This is a genomic window from Xanthomonas euvesicatoria, assembly GCF_013112235.1.
Taxonomy (GTDB): Bacteria; Pseudomonadota; Gammaproteobacteria; order Xanthomonadales; family Xanthomonadaceae; genus Xanthomonas; species Xanthomonas euvesicatoria.
Map to the genome: position 1 here is coordinate 4,510,218 of NZ_JABFFS010000001.1, position 17,280 is coordinate 4,527,497.

The window sequence follows — 17,280 nt, forward strand, 5'->3', positions numbered from 1 at the left end:
TCTCATCTTCACCGCGGCCGATCGAAACCGGCTGCAGCCAGCACCGATGGGCAGATCGCGCCGGCACGGCAGTCGGCGTGCCGGCAGTTGTAAACACGCACGCGCCAACCTTCATCCATCACGCACCCATCTCCGGCATCCGATCATCTTGCGACCACGCCCAGATCGAACGAGCGGTCGCCTGTAACCCGCACATTCGAGGCTCCAGGGTGTCGGCACGCGCCGCATCGATCGCGCGCGCACCGCAGCGCCGCAAGGCGCACGGCAACGCACCGGCGTCAGCTCGGTCGCGCCATCAGCCGGCCACGATCCGCAACACGTCATCCAGCAACGCCGCTGCAGTCACCTCGGCGCCCGCGCCCGGGCCCTGGATCAGCAGCGGCTGCGCGCGATAGCGGTCACTGCTGATCGCCACGCGGTTGTCGGTCCCGGCACCGCCGGCCAGGGGGTGGTCCAGCGCCAGCTCACGCAATCCCACGCTTGCACCATGCGCGTCCACACGGCCGACAAAGCGCAGGCAACGCCCTGCCGCACGCGCCTGTTGCCACCGCGCGCCCACCACCGCATCCAGCGCGCCCAACTGCGCATCCAGTTCAGCAAGCGGCGCCTTGGCAATGACGGCAGGCACCAGCGATTCCACATGCACCTGCTCGGCCTCCAGTTGCCACCCCGCGGCACGCGCCAGGATCAGCAGCTTGCGCCGCACATCCTCGCCAGAGAGATCGATGCGTGGATCCGGCTCGGTATAACCAGCCGCCATCGCTTCGCGCACGCAGGCGGAAAACGCGCCACTGCCGTCGTAGCGATGAAACAGCCACGCCAACGATCCGGACAACACGCCTTCGATCGAATGAATGCGATCCCCACCGGCGACCAAGGCGCGCACGCTGCTCAACACCGGTAGCCCGGCGCCCACAGTGGCGCTGTCGCCGTAATACGCGCCGCTGGCATGGCGGGCCGCATGCAGCGCCTGCGCACGCGACAACGCGGTGCCCTGGCCCAGTTTGTTGGCGGTGACCACATGCACACCGCGCTGCAACCATTCGACATGCCAATCGGCCACGACATCGCTGGCAGTCGCATCCACCAGTACATCGCCGGCACGCAGTGCGGTGGTTTCCGCCCAGGGCTGCAAGAGCGTTTGCCAGCGCGGCGCCGCATTGGCGTGCTGCAGGGCCTGCTCGGCGCTGACGCCACAATCCTGCGCAACACGCGAATTGGCCAGCCAATCGAAGCGCGGCAAGCGCAGTTGGCGCTGCTGCAGCGCGGTGTAGCGCGTCACGAACGCGCGCCCCACGGTGCCGGTCCCCAGCAAGGCTAGGCGCGGTGTGGGCGTCACTGCAGCGACCGGAGCGCGGCGCGAAACGGGCAGGACATTGCTCACGCGTCGACCTGTTTGCGGCTGGCGGCGGTCAGGGTCGCTTCGGCACGGGCCAGGCCGGCGCGCAGATCGATCAGCAGATCGTCGGCCGATTCGATCCCGATCGACAGGCGCAGCAAGCCATCGGAAATACCGGCTGCCGCACGCGCTTCGGCGGTCATTGCCGCGTGCGTCATCGAGGCAGGATGCGCGATCAGGCTTTCCACTCCGCCCAACGATTCGGCCAGGGTGAAGTAACGCAAGCCATCGACGAACGCACGCACGGCCGCTTCGCCGCCTTCCAGTTCGAAACTCATCATCGCCCCGAAGCCCTTCTGCTGACGCGCGGCCAGTGCATGGCCCGGATGCGAGGCCAGCCCCGGGAAATACACCCGATTCACCGCCGCATGCCCGTCCAGCAACGCAGCGATCGCATCGGCGTTTTCTTGATGCACGCGCAGCCGGGCATCCAGCGTGCGCAGACCGCGCAAGGTAAGGAAGGCATCGAACGGCGAGCCGGTCAGGCCCAACGCATTGGCCCACCACACCAGTTGCTGATGCAGTTGGGCATCGCGTGCCACCACCGCACCGCCCACCACATCGCTATGGCCGTTGATGTACTTGGTGGTGGAGTGCAGAACCAGATCGGCACCGAAATCCAGCGGCTTCTGCAGCGCCGGCGACAGGAACGTGTTGTCCACCACCGTCAATGCGCCGACCTTCCTTGCAGCTTCGATGACAAAGCGCAGATCGGTGATGCGCAGCAGCGGGTTGGACGGGGTTTCGATCAGCACCAGCTTGGGCGACTGCGCCAATGCGTCGGCCAGCGAACGCGGATCGGTCAGATCCGCGGTGATCAGCGCGAAGTGGCCTTTCTTGGCCAAGGCATTGAACAGGCGCCAGCTGCCGCCGTACGCATCATGCGGCACCACCAGCGTATCGCCGGGTTGCAGCACCGCGTTGAGCACCAGATTGATCGCGCCCATGCCAGTGGAGGTGATCACGCCGCCCGCGCCGCCTTCCAGTTCGGCCAGCGCTTCGCCTAACAGGTCGCGGGTCGGATTGCCGCTGCGGGTGTAGTCGTACTGGCGCTTGTTGCCGAAACCATCGAACGAGAAATTCGACGACAGCACGATCGGCGGGGTCACTGCCCCGTAGGCGGTGTCGCGATCGATACCGGCACGCACGGCGGCGGTGGCAGCAGTACAGGGGGCGTCGGTGGGGTCACGAAAGCTCATGCGGTTTCTCCGGTGCTGCGAAGGGCGATAGTGAGGATTGCGTCGATGCGATCGATTTCTTTCAGGAAGGCGTCGTGCCCATACGGCGAGCGCAACACGCGCAGGCTGCCGCGCGGGCCGAGGCCTTCGACCAGGCTGACCATGTCGGCCAGCGGCACCAGGCGGTCGCCCTCCACCGCCACCACCACGGTGGGCACGCGCACTTGCGCGGGGTCGATGCGATGCAGGTCGATCGATTCGGACAGGCGCAGATACGCGTTCACCGGCGTGCGCGCTACGTACTGCGCACCGGCGGCGTCCAGATAGTCCTCGGCGGCCACACGCACGCGGCCGTTGATGACCTCCGGCGGCGCATCGAAGCGCTCGCTGAATTCTTCCGGCGTGCGGTAGCTGAGCATGGCGAACTGACGCGCCAGCGCCAGGCCATGCTGCTCCGCGCACTGCAGCTGGCCCAGCGCCACCGCGCGGCGCTGCAGGGCACGCCAGGCCGCCGCATACGGATGCGCGCGGTGCGCGCCGCTCACCGCGACCAGGGTGCCGACACGGGCCGCATGGCGAATTGCAAATTGCAATCCCACCAGCGCACCGTAGGAATAGCCGACAAAGCCATGCAAGCGTCCGATGCCCAGCGCGTCCAGCAAGGCGGCAATCGCATCGGCCTGATCGGCGGTATCGATCGGCGCGTCCAGGTTGCCATCGGCACCGAGAAAGTCGAATGCCAGCAGGCGACGCGCGGCAGGATCCAGTGCGCGGCCATCGCCGACCAGCCCATCCACCCAGCCCTTTTCGGGGAACAGGTCGCTGGCGGCCAGATGGCGGTGCGCGGAAATGCCGCCGGCCACGAAAACCACCGGCGCATTGGCCGCGCCGATCAGTTCATAGCGCAGCCGCAGCTCGCGCATGCCGGCATGGCGCATCGGCAGGGCGATGACGCGTTCGCCGCGCACGGCAGTGATGCCGTCGTCGCTGCTGGCGGGGGTGTCAACGAAATCGTTGGTAGACGGCGATGCTGTGTTCACGAGGCTCATGGCGGTATCCAGGTGGATCGGCCATCGAGCTTCGCGGAGCTCGCGTTCGACGTGCGCAAGGCACGATTCGAACCATCTTTCGGCGGACGCGGAGGTCCCCGCAGGATTTGGCACCAAACGCGGACGCTTGCGCGCTCCGCTGGCTGCCCCGGCATCAAAGGGCCTGTCCCTCCGCCGGTCTCGATGGTGAGGCTAAGATGCCACCGGAATTTTGCGATGTCAATCTCTTCATGCGGATGGAAAGATATATTTTCATCCGATACCACTCCGGTCGATGTTGGGCCGCATACTTGCGCCCCCTTGCTCGAGTCGATGGCGTGCCCTACCACGTGTCTCGTACTGCCCTGCCCGCCCTGATCGCGGCATGCGTCCTGCTGCCGGCCTGGGCACCTGCGGCACCCGCACAACAGCCTTGGCATTGGCCCGGCGCTGCAAACCACTCGCCCCAGGCACCTGACACACCACCCGCGACGGCAGCCACAGGCACTGGCGCCTCGCTGCAACTGGAATGGCAGGCACCGGTGTATCTGGCCTGGGTCACCAATCCACTGGCCGGGCCTGCGCAACTACGCCTGAGCGCACCGCCCAGCGAGGATTACCGCGCCGTGCCGCAATTACCGCTGACGCTCGAGTTGGCCGCACACGAGCGCCGCCTCGTGACCCGGCTGTATCCAGCCAGCAATCAGCGCACCCTGGGCGGTTTCGGCCTCACGCTCGAGGTGGTGCCGGGCGATCCGAGGGCCGCCCCGCAGCCGGTGCGCTATCAATTGCCATTCCACAACGTGCCGGTGCAGGTGGCGCAGGGCTTTGGCGGGCAGTTCAGCCACGCCGATCCGCCCAACTGGTATGCGGTGGACTTCGCCATGCCGCAGGGCACGCCGGTGCTGGCAGCGCGCGAGGGCGTGGTCATGGAAGTGCAGCGCGATGTCCTCGACAGCACCCCAAGCGACCCCGCCGCTGGCGGCGGTAACCTGGTGCGCGTCCTGCATGCCGACGGCAGCATGGCCCTGTACGCCCACTTGGCGCCCGACGGCGTGGCGGTGCGACCTGGCCAGGCGGTGCGCACCGGCGAACGGCTTGGTGCCTCAGGCAATACCGGCTTCAGCACCGCGCCGCATCTGCATTTTGCAATCCAGCGCAATGCCGGCATGCAGTTGCTCTCGTTGCCGTTCCGCATGCTCGGCCCGCAGGGCGAGCTACGGTTTCCCTCGCCGGCGCCCTGACCGCCGCAGGCTTGACCGACGTCCGCCGCCCAAATCGCCGAGCCCAACCCCTGCCGCAAAAGCGTGCCGCAGCGAAGCCGCTATAATCGTCGGCTTCCTCAGTTTCCGCAGGCGTCCGACCGGGCGCGCCCCCGCCCATGTCCGAAGTCTCCAACGAAGCCGCGCGCCGGCGCACCTTCGCCATCATTTCCCATCCCGATGCCGGCAAGACCACGCTGACCGAAAAGCTGTTGCTGTTCGGCGGCGCAATCCAGATGGCCGGCTCGGTGAAGGGCCGCAAGGCCGCACGCCATGCCACCTCGGACTGGATGGCGCTGGAAAAAGAGCGCGGCATCTCGGTGACCTCCTCGGTGATGCAGTTCCCGTACGAGGGCAAGATCGTCAACCTACTCGACACGCCCGGCCACGCCGACTTCGGCGAGGATACCTACCGCGTGCTCACCGCGGTGGACTCGGCGCTGATGGTCATCGACGTGGCCAAGGGCGTGGAAGAACGCACCATCAAACTGATGGAAGTCTGCCGGCTGCGCGACACGCCCATCATGACCTTCATCAACAAGCTCGATCGCGAGGGCAAGAACCCGATCGATCTGCTGGATGAAGTGGAAACCGTGCTCGGCATCCAGTGCGCACCGGTCACCTGGCCGATCGGCATGGGCCAGCGCCTCAAGGGCGTGGTGCACCTGATCTCCGGCGAAGTGCATCTGTACGAACAGGGGCGCAATTTCACCCGTCAGGATTCCACCATCTTCCCCTCGCTGGAGGCGCCCGGCCTGGTCGAAAAGATCGGCGAGCAGATGCTGGCCGAGCTGCGCGAGGAGCTGGAACTGGTGCAAGGTGCCAGCAACCCGTTCGATCTTGACGCGTACCGCGCCGGCCAGCAGACCCCGGTGTTCTTCGGTTCGGGCGTCAACAATTTCGGCGTGCAACCGTTGCTGGATTTCTTCGTCGAACACGCACCGCCGCCGCAGGCGCGCGAAACCACCGGCCGCCGCGTGGAGCCGACCGAAGCCAAATTGAGCGGCTTCGTGTTCAAGATTCAGGCCAACATGGATCCGCAGCATCGCGACCGCGTGGCCTTCATGCGCGTGTGCTCTGGCAAGTTCACTGCCGGCATGAAGACGCTGCATGTGCGCAGCGGCAAGGACGTCAAATTGGCCAATGCACTGACCTTCATGGCGTCCGATCGCGAGATCGCCGCAGAAGCGTGGCCGGGCGATGTCATCGGCATCCATAACCACGGCACCATTTCCATCGGCGATACCTTCACCGAAGGCGAATCGCTGTCGTTCACCGGCATTCCCAACTTCGCGCCGGAACTGTTCCGCCGCGCGCGCCTGCGCGATCCGCTCAAGCTCAAGCAATTGCAGAAGGGCCTGGCGCAGCTGTCCGAAGAAGGCGCCACGCAATTCTTCCGCCCGTTGATGAGCAACGACCTGATCCTGGGCGCGGTCGGTGTACTGCAGTTCGACGTGGTCGCGTACCGGCTCAAGGACGAATACGGCGTGGATGCGATCTTCGAGCCGGTGAGCGTCACCACTGCACGCTGGGTGCACTGCGACAATCCCAAGAAGCTGGAAGAATTTCGCGAAAAAAATGCCGGCAACCTGGGCATCGACGCGGCCGGCCAGCTGGTGTACCTGGCACCGACTCGCGTGAATCTGCAGCTGGCACAGGAACGCGCGCCGGATGTGCGCTTTTCGGCCACCCGCGAACATGCGCATGTCAAGGCGATCGATTGACCTGCACATGACCTGCGGCAAGCGTGCGGTACCGCTGGCGATGCGAATTGCTCGCAATTGCGGTACCTTTTTGGCATGAACGCAGACGCCTCCCCCTCGACCGACCTGCGCGACGAAATCGCCAGTGCCGTCACGCACGGCCTGGGTGCGGTTGCCGCACTGGCTGGTGGTTCGGTGCTGATCACGCTGGCCGCCATCTATGGCGATGGCTGGCAACTGGCCACTGCCATCGTGTTCAGTGCCACGCTGGTATTGCTCTACGTCGCCTCCACGCTGTTCCATGCCATTCCGCATCCGGGCGCCAAGGCGCGCCTGCAGGTGCTCGATCATTGCGCGATCTATCTGCTGATCGCCGGCACCTACACACCGTTTACGTTGATCAATCTGCGCGGCCCCTGGGGCTGGGGATTATTCGCCGCCATCTGGACGATCGCCGCCGCCGGGGTGATCTTCAAACTGTTTTTTACCGGTCGCTTTCGATTGCTCTCGACGGTGCTGTATCTGGCGATGGGCTGGCTGATCATCGTGGCCATCGAGCCGCTGCTGCGCTCTGTCGACACCTGGTCGCTGTGCTGGCTGCTGGCTGGCGGGCTCTTCTACACCTTGGGCACGTATTTCTATCAGCGCGACACCCAGCGTTACTTCCATGCCATCTGGCATCTGTTCGTGCTCGCCGGTAGCGCTTGCCACTTCGTTGCGGTGACCGCGCAGGTGATGTGATCTGTGACCGACAGCGCGTTCGCGCGCCGTGCACGAGCCATCGCCAACCATTGTGCACGTGAACAACGTGCCCTCCTCTCCCGCTCGATCGCCCGCCCGCGTCTCGCGCCGTCGCCGCTGGTGGATCGGGCTCGGCATCGTTGCTGTCCTCATAACGATCTTCGTCCTGCTGTTCGACTGGAACTGGTTACGCGGGCCGGTCGAACGCGCGGTCAGCGCGAAGACCGGGCGCGAATTTCATCTGGGCCATCTGGATGTCGATCTGGGCCGTATCACCACGGTGCGCGGCGAGCGATTGAGCTTGGGCAATGCGCTTTGGTCCAAGCGCGGCGCGATGGCAGAAATGAACGCGGCCGAGATCGATGTCGAATTCTGGCCATTGCTGCGCGGCAGTCTGCGGCTGCCGGAGATCCGGCTGGAGCACCCCACCCTGTTGCTGGAAGCCGGCAACGACAGCCATCCGGGTAACTGGGTCTTCGACCAGAGCGATGGCGACGGCAGCATGCCGCGCCTGGGCCGCCTGTTGGTGAACAACGGGCGGCTGCAATATATCGACGATGCCAGCCGCTCGGACGTGGATGTGGCGATCAACAGCCTGGCGCCGCCCAGCAGCGACCAGCGCGCTGCGCCGATCGGCATCGATGGCAAGGGTCGCTGGAAAGGCTACCCGTTCTCGCTCAAGGGCAATACCGCCTCGCCACTGGAATTGAGCCAGACCGAACACCCCTTCCGCATCGATCTGCGCGGCAGCGCCGGCGCCACGCGGACGCACGTGCGCGGCACCTTGACCAATCCGTTTCAGTTCCGGGTGTTCGACCTGCAGATGGCGCTCAGCGGGCAGGATATGGAAGACCTGTACCCGCTGATCGGCGTCGCGATGCCCTCCACGCCGCCTTACAAGCTGGACGGCCGCCTGCGCCGCGACGGCGATGTCTGGCGCTATGAAAAGTTCACCGGCACTGCCGGTGACAGCGATCTTTCCGGCACTGCAGAGATCGACCTGCGCAACAAGCGCCCGTTCCTGCGCGCAGACCTGGCGTCCAAGCGGCTGGATTTCGACGATCTGGCCGGGTTCGTCGGCGCGCCCCCAAAGACCGGAACCAACGAATCGGCAAACGCCGAGCAGAAAAGGCAGGCCGCGCAGCTTGCCGCCAGCCCTCGCGTTCTACCGGCAACGCCTTACGACTTGTCCAAGTTACGTGCGATGGATGCCCAGGTCCGTTGGCGTGCGCAGCGCATCAACGCGCCGTCCTGGCCACTGGACGACATGGATGCCGCGCTGACTTTGAAAGACGGCTTGCTGCGGTTGGACCCATTGAACTTCGGCGTTGCCGGCGGCGACATCCGCTCCACCATCGGCATGGATGCGCGCAATGCAGTCATCACCACCCAACTGAAGGCCAGCATTCGCGGCATTCGTCTGGATCAGCTGTTTCCCGATGCCGCGCTCGCCAAGCAGGCCTCGGGCGCGATCGGCGGCGAGCTGGATCTGCGGGGCCGCGGCAACTCCATCGCCGCGATGCTCGGCAGCGCCGATGGCAGCATCGGCGTCGGCATGGGCCGCGGCCATGTCGGCAACCTGATCATGGAGCTGGCCGGCCTGGACATCGCAGAATCGCTGAAATACCTGCTCACCAAGGACCGGCAGATCCCTGTGCGCTGCATCTTCGGCGACTTCGGCGTGCAGGACGGGCTGATGCAGTCGCGGGCACTGGCCTTCGATAGCACCGACACCATCATCGTCGGCGAAGGCAACATCAGCCTCAAGAACGAAACGCTCGATCTGCTGCTGCGCCCGCGCCCGAAAGATCGCAGCATCCTCAGCCTGCGCTCGCCGCTGCGGATCGGCGGCACCTTCAAGGACCCAAGCTTCCGCCCCGACTTCAAGGCGTTGGGCGTGCGCGGCGCGATCGCGGTCGCGCTCGGCAGCATCGCACCGCCCGCTGCCCTGCTTGCGACCTTCGAACCAGGCCCGGGCAAAGACAGCGATTGCGGCGGCAAGTACGCGCAGTAAGGCAGCGCAGCGTCAGCTGGCGATGTAACGCTGCAGCTGGTCGATATCCTGCCGCTGCGCTTCGATCACCGCCTTGACCAGGTCGCCGATCGAAATCACGCCTTGCACGCGGCCGTTTTCGACCACCGGCAGATGGCGAAAGCGTCCGTCGGTCATGAGTTGCATGCAGCGCTCCACCGTGTCCGACGGCGTCACTGTCACCACCTCGGCGCTCATGATCTCGGCGACGCTGGTCGTGGAAGACGCGCGATCGCGCAGTACCACCTTGCGTGCGTAATCGCGCTCGGAAACGATACCGACCAAGCGCGTCCCTTCCATCACCAGGACCGCGCCGATGGCCTTCTCGGCCATCAGGCGAATCGCCTCGATCACCGCGGCATCGGCGGCAACCGCAAATACCTCAACCTGCTTGGTCCCCAACAGCTGTCGTACGGTCTGCATGGCCCGCTCCGCGCTTGGTCTGGTGATCGCAGACTACTCCCACCGCGCCGCGGTGGGTATCGACCAGATACAGCGGGCGCTGCTTGGCCTCGTCGTACAGGCGGCCCAGGTATTCGCCAATCAGGCCCAGGGCAATCAGCTGAACGCCCCCCAGAAACAGGATCACCGACATCAGCGTCGGCCACCCGGCCACTGGGTCGCCCATCAGCGCAGCCTTGATGACGACCCACGCGCCGAACAGGAACGCCAGCACCGCGGTCAGCAGGCCCAGATATGTTGCCGCGCGCAGCGGCACCGTGGAAAAACTGGTAATGCCATCGAGCGCGAAATTCCACAGCCGCCATACCGTGAACTTGCTGTGCCCAGACAGACGCGGCTCACGCCGATACGGCAGCGCTACTTGGCGAAACCCGACCCAGCCGAAGAGCCCCTTCATGAAACGGTGGCGCTCGCGCAGCTGCTGCAAGGCTTGCACGACACGCGGCGACAGCAAGCGGAAATCGCCGGTATCGGCAGGAATCGGGGTACGCGACAAGCGCCGGATCACCCGATAAAACGCGTGCGCGGCGCTACGCTTGAGCCAACTCTCGCCCTCGCGAATGACCCGCGTACCGAAGATGTTGTCGTAGCCGCCACGCCATAGCGCAACGAATTCCGGGATCAGCTCCGGCGGATCCTGGCCATCGGCATCGAGCAACACCACCGCACCCGGGAGCACGTGGTCCAGTCCGGCAGAAATTGCCACTTCCTTGCCGAAATTGCGCGACAACCGCACCGCACTCACCTGCGCATCCGCTTCGGTCAGCGCATGCAACACCTCCCAGGTGCCATCGGTGCTGCCGTCGTCGACATACAGCACGTGCGTCTGAAGTCCGGGCAGCTGCGCCAACACCGCGCACAGGCGCGGATGCAGCAGCGGAATGCTGGTTTCTTCATTGAAGGCCGCGATGAGCACCGTCAGGCGTTCGGGTGCCGGCGGCAGTTGCGCAGTCTCGATCGTGCTCACCGTGATGGCCCCTGCAGATAGGCAGGGCCGCCCAACTGGCGCGCCTGCCGCTGGATCCACGTCGCACGCCGCTGCACGAATGCACCCGGACGACGCGCGTCATAGCGCCGTGGCGATGGCAACACCGCTGCCAGGCGTGCCGATTCGCTTGGCGACAAGCCTGCCGCATCCTTGCTCCAGAACTGCTGTGCAGCCGCCTGCGCGCCATACACCCCGTCGCCGAACTCGGCCACGTTGAGATACATCTCCAGGATGCGTTGCTTCGGCCAGAACAGCTCGATCAACACCGTGTACCAGGCTTCCAGACCCTTGCGCACCCAGCTGCGGCCCTGCCACAGGAACACATTCTTGGCGACCTGCTGACTGATGGTGCTGGCGCCGCGCACGCGTCCACCGCGGGCATTGTGATCGCGCGCCTTCTCGATCGCCTGCAAATCAAAACCGTGGTGCATCGGAAACTGCTGATCCTCCGCAGCCACCACCGAAATCGGCAGGCTTGCGGCGATCTTGTCGTAATCACGCCACTGCTGATGCAGCGAAAAACGCCAGTCGCCCTCGCCCCAGGCTTCCAGGTAACGCCCCACCATCATGCTGCTGATCGGCGGATCGACCACCCGCAAGATCAGCACCTGCAGCACGCTCGCCGCTGCGAACAGCAGCGGTGCCGCCATCAGCCAGCGCAACCAGCGCCGCGCGCGCCGCGGTGGCGCCGCCTGCTTGCCATCCCATGCATCCGTCCCCATTGTTCGTTACGACCTTCAATCCCGATGCCTGCCGCATTATCCGGCAACCCGCGTCCCTTACGCCCGATGTTTCCATGACCGATCACGATCAGCTTTCCCGTTTCCTGCTGCCCGCCGCCGGCGTGCGCGGCGTCCATGTGCGCCTGACCAAGGCCTGGCACGACATCCAGGGTGCCGCCGCCTACCCGCCCGCCGCGCGCCAGCTGCTCGGCGAAGCTGCGGTGGCCGCTGCACTGTTCACCGGCCACACCAAGGTCGACGGGCGCCTGTCGGTGCAACTGCGTGGCAACGACACCTTGCGCACCCTGTTTGCCGAATGCACCGCCGCCGGCACCTTGCGCGGCATCGTGCAGCTGGCCGAGGGTGCGGATGCGCCGACCGACCTGCGCGAACTGGGCGAGGCCGCGCTGCTGGCGATCACCATCGAGAACCCCGGCCTGGACCCGCGCGAGCCGCAGCGCTACCAGAGTCTGGTCGGCATGCAGGCACCGGATCTGGCCGAAGCCTTCGAAACCTATTTCCAGCAGTCCGAACAGTTGCCGACGCGCTTGCTGCTGGCCGCTGGCCCGGATCAGGCCGCCGGCCTGCTGCTGCAGAAGCTCCCCGGCGATGAAGGCGATAACGATGGCTGGACCCGCATCGGGGCCCTGTTCGACACCCTGGGCGCACCGGAGCTGCTCTCGGTCGCCGGCCAGGACCTGCTGCATCGCCTGTTCCACGAAGAAGCGCCGCAGTTGCTCGGCAGCAAGCCACTCAGCTTCGGCTGCTCCTGTTCGCGCGAGCGGGTTGCCTCGATGCTGCAATCGCTGGGCGAAGAGGAGGCGCGTGCGGCCGCCGAGGCCACTGGCGAAGTCGAGGTGCGCTGCGAATTCTGCGGTCGTGAGTATCACTTTCCGTTGACCGCGCTGGACGTACTTTTCAACGAGGCGCAGCCCTCGCAGGAAGCGCCGGAAAGGCTGCAATAGATAGGATGACGGTTGCGTTCCGGGGGCACGCGACCACTTGTTAAATAATCATAAACACCCTAGCATCCTACTTGCCCGCTCTCGGGAACTTAACAACTGCCCCTGGGTCTGACCTCTGGTATGCGATACCTCCTGCGCCTCCCGCTAGCTTTGATGGTTGCCCTCGCGGCGGCCACAGGCGTGCATGCGCAGTCGGCGCAACAGTTGCGCGAAAGCACGATCCTGCCGGTGTGGAACAAGGGCAGCGGCAAGGTGGAAGCGTTTCTGTACCTGGAGCCGACCGGCGAGCAGAAAGCCGGTGCACGCTGGCATTTCGGCCGCAACTCGCTCGATGCGGCGTTTGGCCTGAGCTCCGGCGACTCGCTTGGCCTGCTCTGCAACAGCAGCCGCGGCACCAACATCAGCGGTCTTGCCAGCCATTGCCTGCTCGCAGGCATCGGCGATGACGAAGAAGACAGCGCGGCTGCCTCGCGCCGCGTGTCCGGCACGCTGGGCTTCAATCGCGGCACTGGCCGGGTGGGCGTCACTGCCGGCACTGGCCGCGACACCCTGCCCGCCTGGCTGATCGGTGCAGGCAAGGCCCCGTTGACGCGTGTCGAGCAAAACGACCTAACCGTCTTCGGGCAGAAGAACATCGGCCGCGAAGGCTTTGTTTCGATCGGCGGCACATATGCTCGCGCACGCCTGGTCCCGCTGGCCGATGTGTCCCCGGCCATTGCCGACCAGTGGGACAGCAAGACCTTGAGCGTTGGCGGCGGCTACGGTGCCTTTAGCGCAAATGTCATTGGTCGCGTCGTCGATGTCCCGGGCCAGCCCGAAAAGTGGGAAGGCCTGGGCCTGGGCCTGACTTGGCGCACCCCCTGGAGCGGCCAACTCACCGTTGGCGCCGAGAACGTCATTTCCCGCGGCAAGAACCCGTTCGCACCGAGTAACGAGAACAACAGCGACGGTACGGTTCCGTACGTCAGATACGAGCAGGACCTGTAACCCACTGATTCCATAGCAATTCTCATAACGCCATCGGCCCGCAGCCGGTGGCGTTTTTCGTTGCGGATCACGCGCCCGGCTGCCACTTTCACAACCTTCTTCTTTTTCGTTAACGGGACTTTAATTTCTCTCGCAACGCATATACCATCGGTTCACCCTGACGTTTTGGATCCGCTTTTTTCGGAACCCCCGGCAGGCAAACAACCCTTGGCAGTACCCAAGATCACTTGGAGAGAGAGCTAATGAATTGCAAGTCCAACAAGCTGCGCGATGCAGTTGTCCTCGCGCTCGTCGTGGGTGTGGGCGGTACCGGCACCGCCATCGCCCAGGAAGCCGGCACCACCAACCTCGACAAGATCGAAGTGACGGGTTCGCGCATTAAGAGCGCGGACGTGGAAACGTCGCAGCCCGTTCTGACGCTGACTCGCCAGGACATCGATAAGCAGGGCGTCACCTCCGTGGCAGATGTGCTGCAACGCGTCGCGGCCAATGGCGCGGCTTTGAATCGCACATTCAATAACGGCGGCGACGGCAGCTCCGGCATTGCACTGCGTAACCTGGGCAGTGCCCGCACTCTGGTGCTGGTGAATGGTCGTCGTTGGACGACCGGCCTGGACGGCAGCGTGGACCTCAACACCATCCCGACCGCAATGGTCGAGCGCATCGACATCCTGAAGGATGGCGCGTCGACGATTTACGGTTCGGATGCCATTGCCGGTGTAGTCAATATCATTACCCGCAAGAACTTCGACGGCGCCGAAGCCGGTGTTAATGTTGGGCAATACAGTCAGGGCGACGGCCAGCGTCAGGCTTACGATTTCACAATCGGCACCACCACTGACCGTGCAACGTTGATGGTCGGCGCTTCTTACGTGAAAGAAGATTCCGTAATGGCTGGTGATCGCCAGATCTCTGCGGGCGGCCCTCCGTTCTTCAGCGGCCAGAGCGGCACGGGTTTCCCGGGTTCGTACATTCGCAATGGCTCGCGCCGCATCCTTATCAACGGCGTCGAAACGCCGTACGTCGCCAATGTCCATGGCTACAACACGGCACCGGACAACTACCTGCTGACTCCGCAGGAACGTACCTCGCTCTTTACCCAAGGTAGCTTCAACTTCACTGACAACGTGACGTTCCGCACCGAGGCAATGTACAACGAGCGCAAGTCCGAGCAGTTGCTGGCCGCAATGCCGGTCACCGGCTTGACGCTCAGCGCAGATAGCCTTTACAACCCGTTTGGCCAAGACCTGACCAGCGTCAACCGTCGCTTCATTGAGACCGGTGGCCGCTCGTTCAATCAGAACGTAAAAAATTGGCACTTCTATGGCGGCCTGGAAGGCTTCTTTGAATTTGCTGGACGCAACTTCGATTGGGATGTTGGCTACCGCTACGACAAGTCCGATGAAAACGTTCTGACCTACGGCTTGTTCAATCTCGCTAACCTCAATAACGCTTATGGCCCTTCGGAACTGCGCGGCGGCGTGCCGGTTTGCGTTTCTGCTCCTGGTGGCGATGTGATCCCAGGTTGCGTCCCGGTCAATCCACTAGGACCGCGCGGCTCCATCAGCCAAGCGGCGCTGGATTACACCAGCTTCACTGCACATGATTCGTCCTCGGTTGAGTCCAAGGGCTACACCGCGAACCTCAGTGGCGATATCGTCGACCTGCCAGCTGGCCCGCTGGCCTTTGCTGCCGGCTATGAATACCGTAAGGAAACTGGTCAGTTCGATCCCGATGCATTCATTGCAGCAGGTTTAAGCACCGGCAACGGCGCACGCCCGACCGCAGGCTCGTACAACCTGAATGAGTTCTTCCTGGAACTGTCAGTACCGGTCTTGGCCGATCTGCCCGGCGCTCAATTGCTGGACTTCAGCTTGGCAACCCGTTACTCGGACTACAGCAATTTCGGCAATACCGTAAACAACAAGTTCGGCTTCCGTTGGAAGCCGATCCAGGATTTGATGATTCGCGGCAACTACAGCGAAGGCTTCCGCGCTCCGAGCATCAATAATCTGTTCGCAGGCAATACCGATTCGTTCGAAACGTATGCGGATCCCTGCTCGAGCCAATCCGGCCAGCTGAGCAACTCTGTTGTAGCGCGAAACTGTGCAGCCGCAGGTGTGCCCGCGAACTTCGTGCAGCCGGGTGCAGGCAACGGCGCCAAGCAGACACTTGAGCCTTTTACCTGGACATCGAACGCTCAGTTGCAGCCTGAAACGTCGACCAGCCGTACACTGGGTATGGTGTTTAGCCCAAGTTTTGCGCAAGGCCTGAATGTCAGCCTGGATTGGTGGCAGATCGAGATCGAAAATGCGATCACACGCCCGGAAGCTCAGTTCATCCTGGACAAGTGCTACGGCGGAAGCGCGGGCGAGCAGGCTGAGTACTGCGCCCTGGTTACACGCGACCCGAACTATTCCGATGGCGCTTACACCGTCACTAACATCAATATGCCGCTGCTGAACCTGGCGTCGTACAAGGTGGAGGGTTGGGACCTGGCTATCAACTACCGTCTGCCGGAAACGGCGTTCGGCCAGTTCACCATCAGCTGGGATTCCACATACCTCTCCAGCTGGGAAACCAAGGCAACTGCCGATTCGGAACCGGAGCAGTTTCAGGGGCGTTACTTGAACCAGGACCCGTACTGGCGCATCCGCTCCAACCTGTATGTCGACTGGTCGCTTGGCGATTTCGGTATCAACTGGGGTCTGCGCTACAAGTCTGGCATGGCCGAAGCTTGCCCGTTGTCGGCCGCATTGGCGCAGGCTTACTGCTCTGACCCGAACCGCGTGACGGCTGACGGGGCATCGCCGCGCAATCACATCGGCGCGACGACGTACCACGACATCCAGGTTCGCTATAACACTCCCTGGAATGCGACGGTGTCTGTTGGCTTGAACAATGCATTCGACAAGGATCCGCCGGTTGCATACAGCACCTCGGCCAACCGTTTCGATCCGCAGTACGATTTGCCTGGCCGTTACATGTACATGCAGTACCGTCAGCGCTTCTGATCGTTAAACAGTTGTGCAATTGATTACGGCCCCAAATGGGGCCGTAATCGTGTCTGAGCTTCAACGCTATTTATGTCTGAGCGCTACCGAGATATAGGGCTCAGTACCCGACTCTTTTAGCTCACCCCGGAATCAACGTCTGGATCACATGCTCGACGTAGGCTTCGAAATCTTCCCGGGCCGGCTTGGGCTGTTGCAATTGCAGCGAGAGTTGCAGGAAGCCGACATAGGCGGCGTAGGCCAGGCGAGCGCGGTGCTGGGCGTCGGTGCGGGTCAGGCCGGCTTGGCGGAACGAGGCGATCAGGTAATCGAGGCGACGTTGCGAAACGCGGTCGATGACCGGGCGCACGGCCGGGTGGTCGAGTGCCTTGAGCAGTTCGCTATAGATGACGTGCGGTTTGACTTCGTGGGCAACCAGCTGAAACAACGCGCGCAGGCGAGCGCTGGGGTCGGGCACGTCTTCCAGGCTGCCGAACACTTCTTTTTGCTCGAAGATTTCCCAGCGCTCAAGGGCCGCCTGCAGCAGAGCGTCGCGCGAGGGGAAGTGCCAGTAGAAGCTGCCTTTGGTGACGCCGAGCCGGCGCGCCAGCGGCTCGACTGCAACCGCGCCCACCCCTTGTTCGGCGATCAGGTCGAGCGCGGCCTGTGCCCAATCGTCCGCGCTGAGGCGATTGCCGCGACCGGAGCTGGCGCGGGGCGTGGTGAGGCTGGAGTCGATGGTGTCGTTCATGCCGCGATTTAACCATACGCTTGTGTCAGTTGCAGTATGCATCACGAAATTGACATATCAGCGCCATGA

14 protein-coding genes and 1 riboswitch are annotated in these 17,280 nt (G+C 63.9%); of the genes, 7 read left to right on the forward strand and 7 right to left on the reverse strand.

Annotated elements, in window-relative coordinates; all coding sequences use genetic code 11:
• Positions 1 to 295: 295 nt before the first annotated feature.
• From HLH45_RS19390 to metX, 3 genes are read right to left on the reverse strand one after another with little or no spacing between them, the layout of a single operon-like run.
• Positions 296 to 1,384, reverse strand: coding sequence for a homoserine dehydrogenase family protein (locus HLH45_RS19390; protein ID WP_011348197.1), 1,089 nt, complete (start codon positions 1,382 to 1,384; stop codon positions 296 to 298).
• Positions 1,381 to 2,598: an O-succinylhomoserine (thiol)-lyase gene (locus tag HLH45_RS19395; RefSeq protein ID WP_008575294.1), complete on the reverse strand. Its 1,218-nt coding sequence runs from the start codon at positions 2,596 to 2,598 to the stop codon at positions 1,381 to 1,383. The genes HLH45_RS19390 and HLH45_RS19395 overlap by 4 nt, the downstream gene beginning before the upstream one ends.
• Complete coding sequence (gene metX / locus HLH45_RS19400) at positions 2,595 to 3,626, reverse strand: homoserine O-succinyltransferase MetX (RefSeq protein ID WP_046931905.1); 1,032 nt, start codon at positions 3,624 to 3,626, stop codon at positions 2,595 to 2,597. The genes HLH45_RS19395 and metX overlap by 4 nt, the downstream gene beginning before the upstream one ends.
• A gap of 69 nt (positions 3,627 to 3,695) precedes the next feature.
• A riboswitch (SAM riboswitch) is annotated at positions 3,696 to 3,816 on the reverse strand.
• Between the two features lie 127 nt (positions 3,817 to 3,943).
• Here metX and HLH45_RS19405 point away from each other — a divergent pair.
• The 4 genes from HLH45_RS19405 (at position 3,944) to HLH45_RS19420 (ending at position 9,325) form a co-directional block, all read left to right on the forward strand.
• A complete protein-coding gene (locus HLH45_RS19405) occupies positions 3,944 to 4,849 on the forward strand; it encodes a M23 family metallopeptidase (RefSeq protein WP_008572088.1) in 906 nt (301 codons plus the stop codon).
• Positions 4,850 to 4,986: 137 nt separating this feature from the next.
• Positions 4,987 to 6,591 (forward strand): peptide chain release factor 3, encoded by a 1,605-nt coding sequence (locus HLH45_RS19410; protein WP_008572087.1) that lies wholly within the window; start codon positions 4,987 to 4,989, stop codon positions 6,589 to 6,591.
• Positions 6,592 to 6,666: 75 nt separating this feature from the next.
• Positions 6,667 to 7,311, forward strand: coding sequence for a PAQR family membrane homeostasis protein TrhA (trhA, locus tag HLH45_RS19415; RefSeq protein ID WP_008572085.1), 645 nt, complete (start codon positions 6,667 to 6,669; stop codon positions 7,309 to 7,311).
• Positions 7,312 to 7,369: 58 nt separating this feature from the next.
• Positions 7,370 to 9,325, forward strand: coding sequence for an AsmA family protein (locus tag HLH45_RS19420; protein WP_008572084.1), 1,956 nt, complete (start codon positions 7,370 to 7,372; stop codon positions 9,323 to 9,325).
• Between the two features lie 12 nt (positions 9,326 to 9,337).
• On the opposite strand, the gene HLH45_RS19425 is transcribed toward HLH45_RS19420, so the two are convergent.
• From HLH45_RS19425 to mtgA, 3 genes are read right to left on the reverse strand one after another with little or no spacing between them, the layout of a single operon-like run.
• The gene (locus HLH45_RS19425) at positions 9,338 to 9,766 is read right to left on the reverse strand and encodes a CBS domain-containing protein (RefSeq protein ID WP_014090742.1); all 429 of its coding nucleotides are present in this window, start codon (positions 9,764 to 9,766) and stop codon (positions 9,338 to 9,340) included.
• Positions 9,726 to 10,772 carry a glycosyltransferase family 2 protein gene (locus HLH45_RS19430; protein WP_008572082.1) on the reverse strand — a complete coding sequence of 349 codons (1,047 nt, stop codon included), beginning with the start codon at positions 10,770 to 10,772 and terminating at the stop codon, positions 9,726 to 9,728. Before HLH45_RS19430 ends, HLH45_RS19425 begins: the two co-directional genes overlap by 41 nt.
• Complete coding sequence (gene mtgA, locus HLH45_RS19435; RefSeq protein ID WP_008572081.1) at positions 10,769 to 11,515, reverse strand: monofunctional biosynthetic peptidoglycan transglycosylase; 747 nt, start codon at positions 11,513 to 11,515, stop codon at positions 10,769 to 10,771. The genes HLH45_RS19430 and mtgA overlap by 4 nt, the downstream gene beginning before the upstream one ends.
• 74 nt (positions 11,516 to 11,589) lie before the next feature.
• Here mtgA and hslO point away from each other — a divergent pair, with 74 nt between their 5' ends.
• From hslO to HLH45_RS19450, 3 genes are all read left to right on the forward strand, one after another.
• Positions 11,590 to 12,480 carry an Hsp33 family molecular chaperone HslO gene (gene hslO / locus HLH45_RS19440; protein ID WP_008572080.1) on the forward strand — a complete coding sequence of 297 codons (891 nt, stop codon included), beginning with the start codon at positions 11,590 to 11,592 and terminating at the stop codon, positions 12,478 to 12,480.
• A gap of 153 nt (positions 12,481 to 12,633) precedes the next feature.
• Positions 12,634 to 13,467 (forward strand): XOO1806 family protein, encoded by an 834-nt coding sequence (locus HLH45_RS19445; RefSeq protein WP_008572079.1) that lies wholly within the window; start codon positions 12,634 to 12,636, stop codon positions 13,465 to 13,467.
• Between the two features lie 242 nt (positions 13,468 to 13,709).
• Positions 13,710 to 16,481: a TonB-dependent receptor gene (locus HLH45_RS19450; protein ID WP_014090744.1), complete on the forward strand. Its 2,772-nt coding sequence runs from the start codon at positions 13,710 to 13,712 to the stop codon at positions 16,479 to 16,481.
• A gap of 121 nt (positions 16,482 to 16,602) precedes the next feature.
• Here HLH45_RS19450 and HLH45_RS19455 read toward each other — a convergent pair whose 3' ends face one another.
• Entirely contained in the window at positions 16,603 to 17,211 is a 609-nt protein-coding gene (locus HLH45_RS19455; protein WP_003482399.1) for a TetR/AcrR family transcriptional regulator, read from the reverse strand.
• Positions 17,212 to 17,280 lie beyond the last annotated feature (69 nt).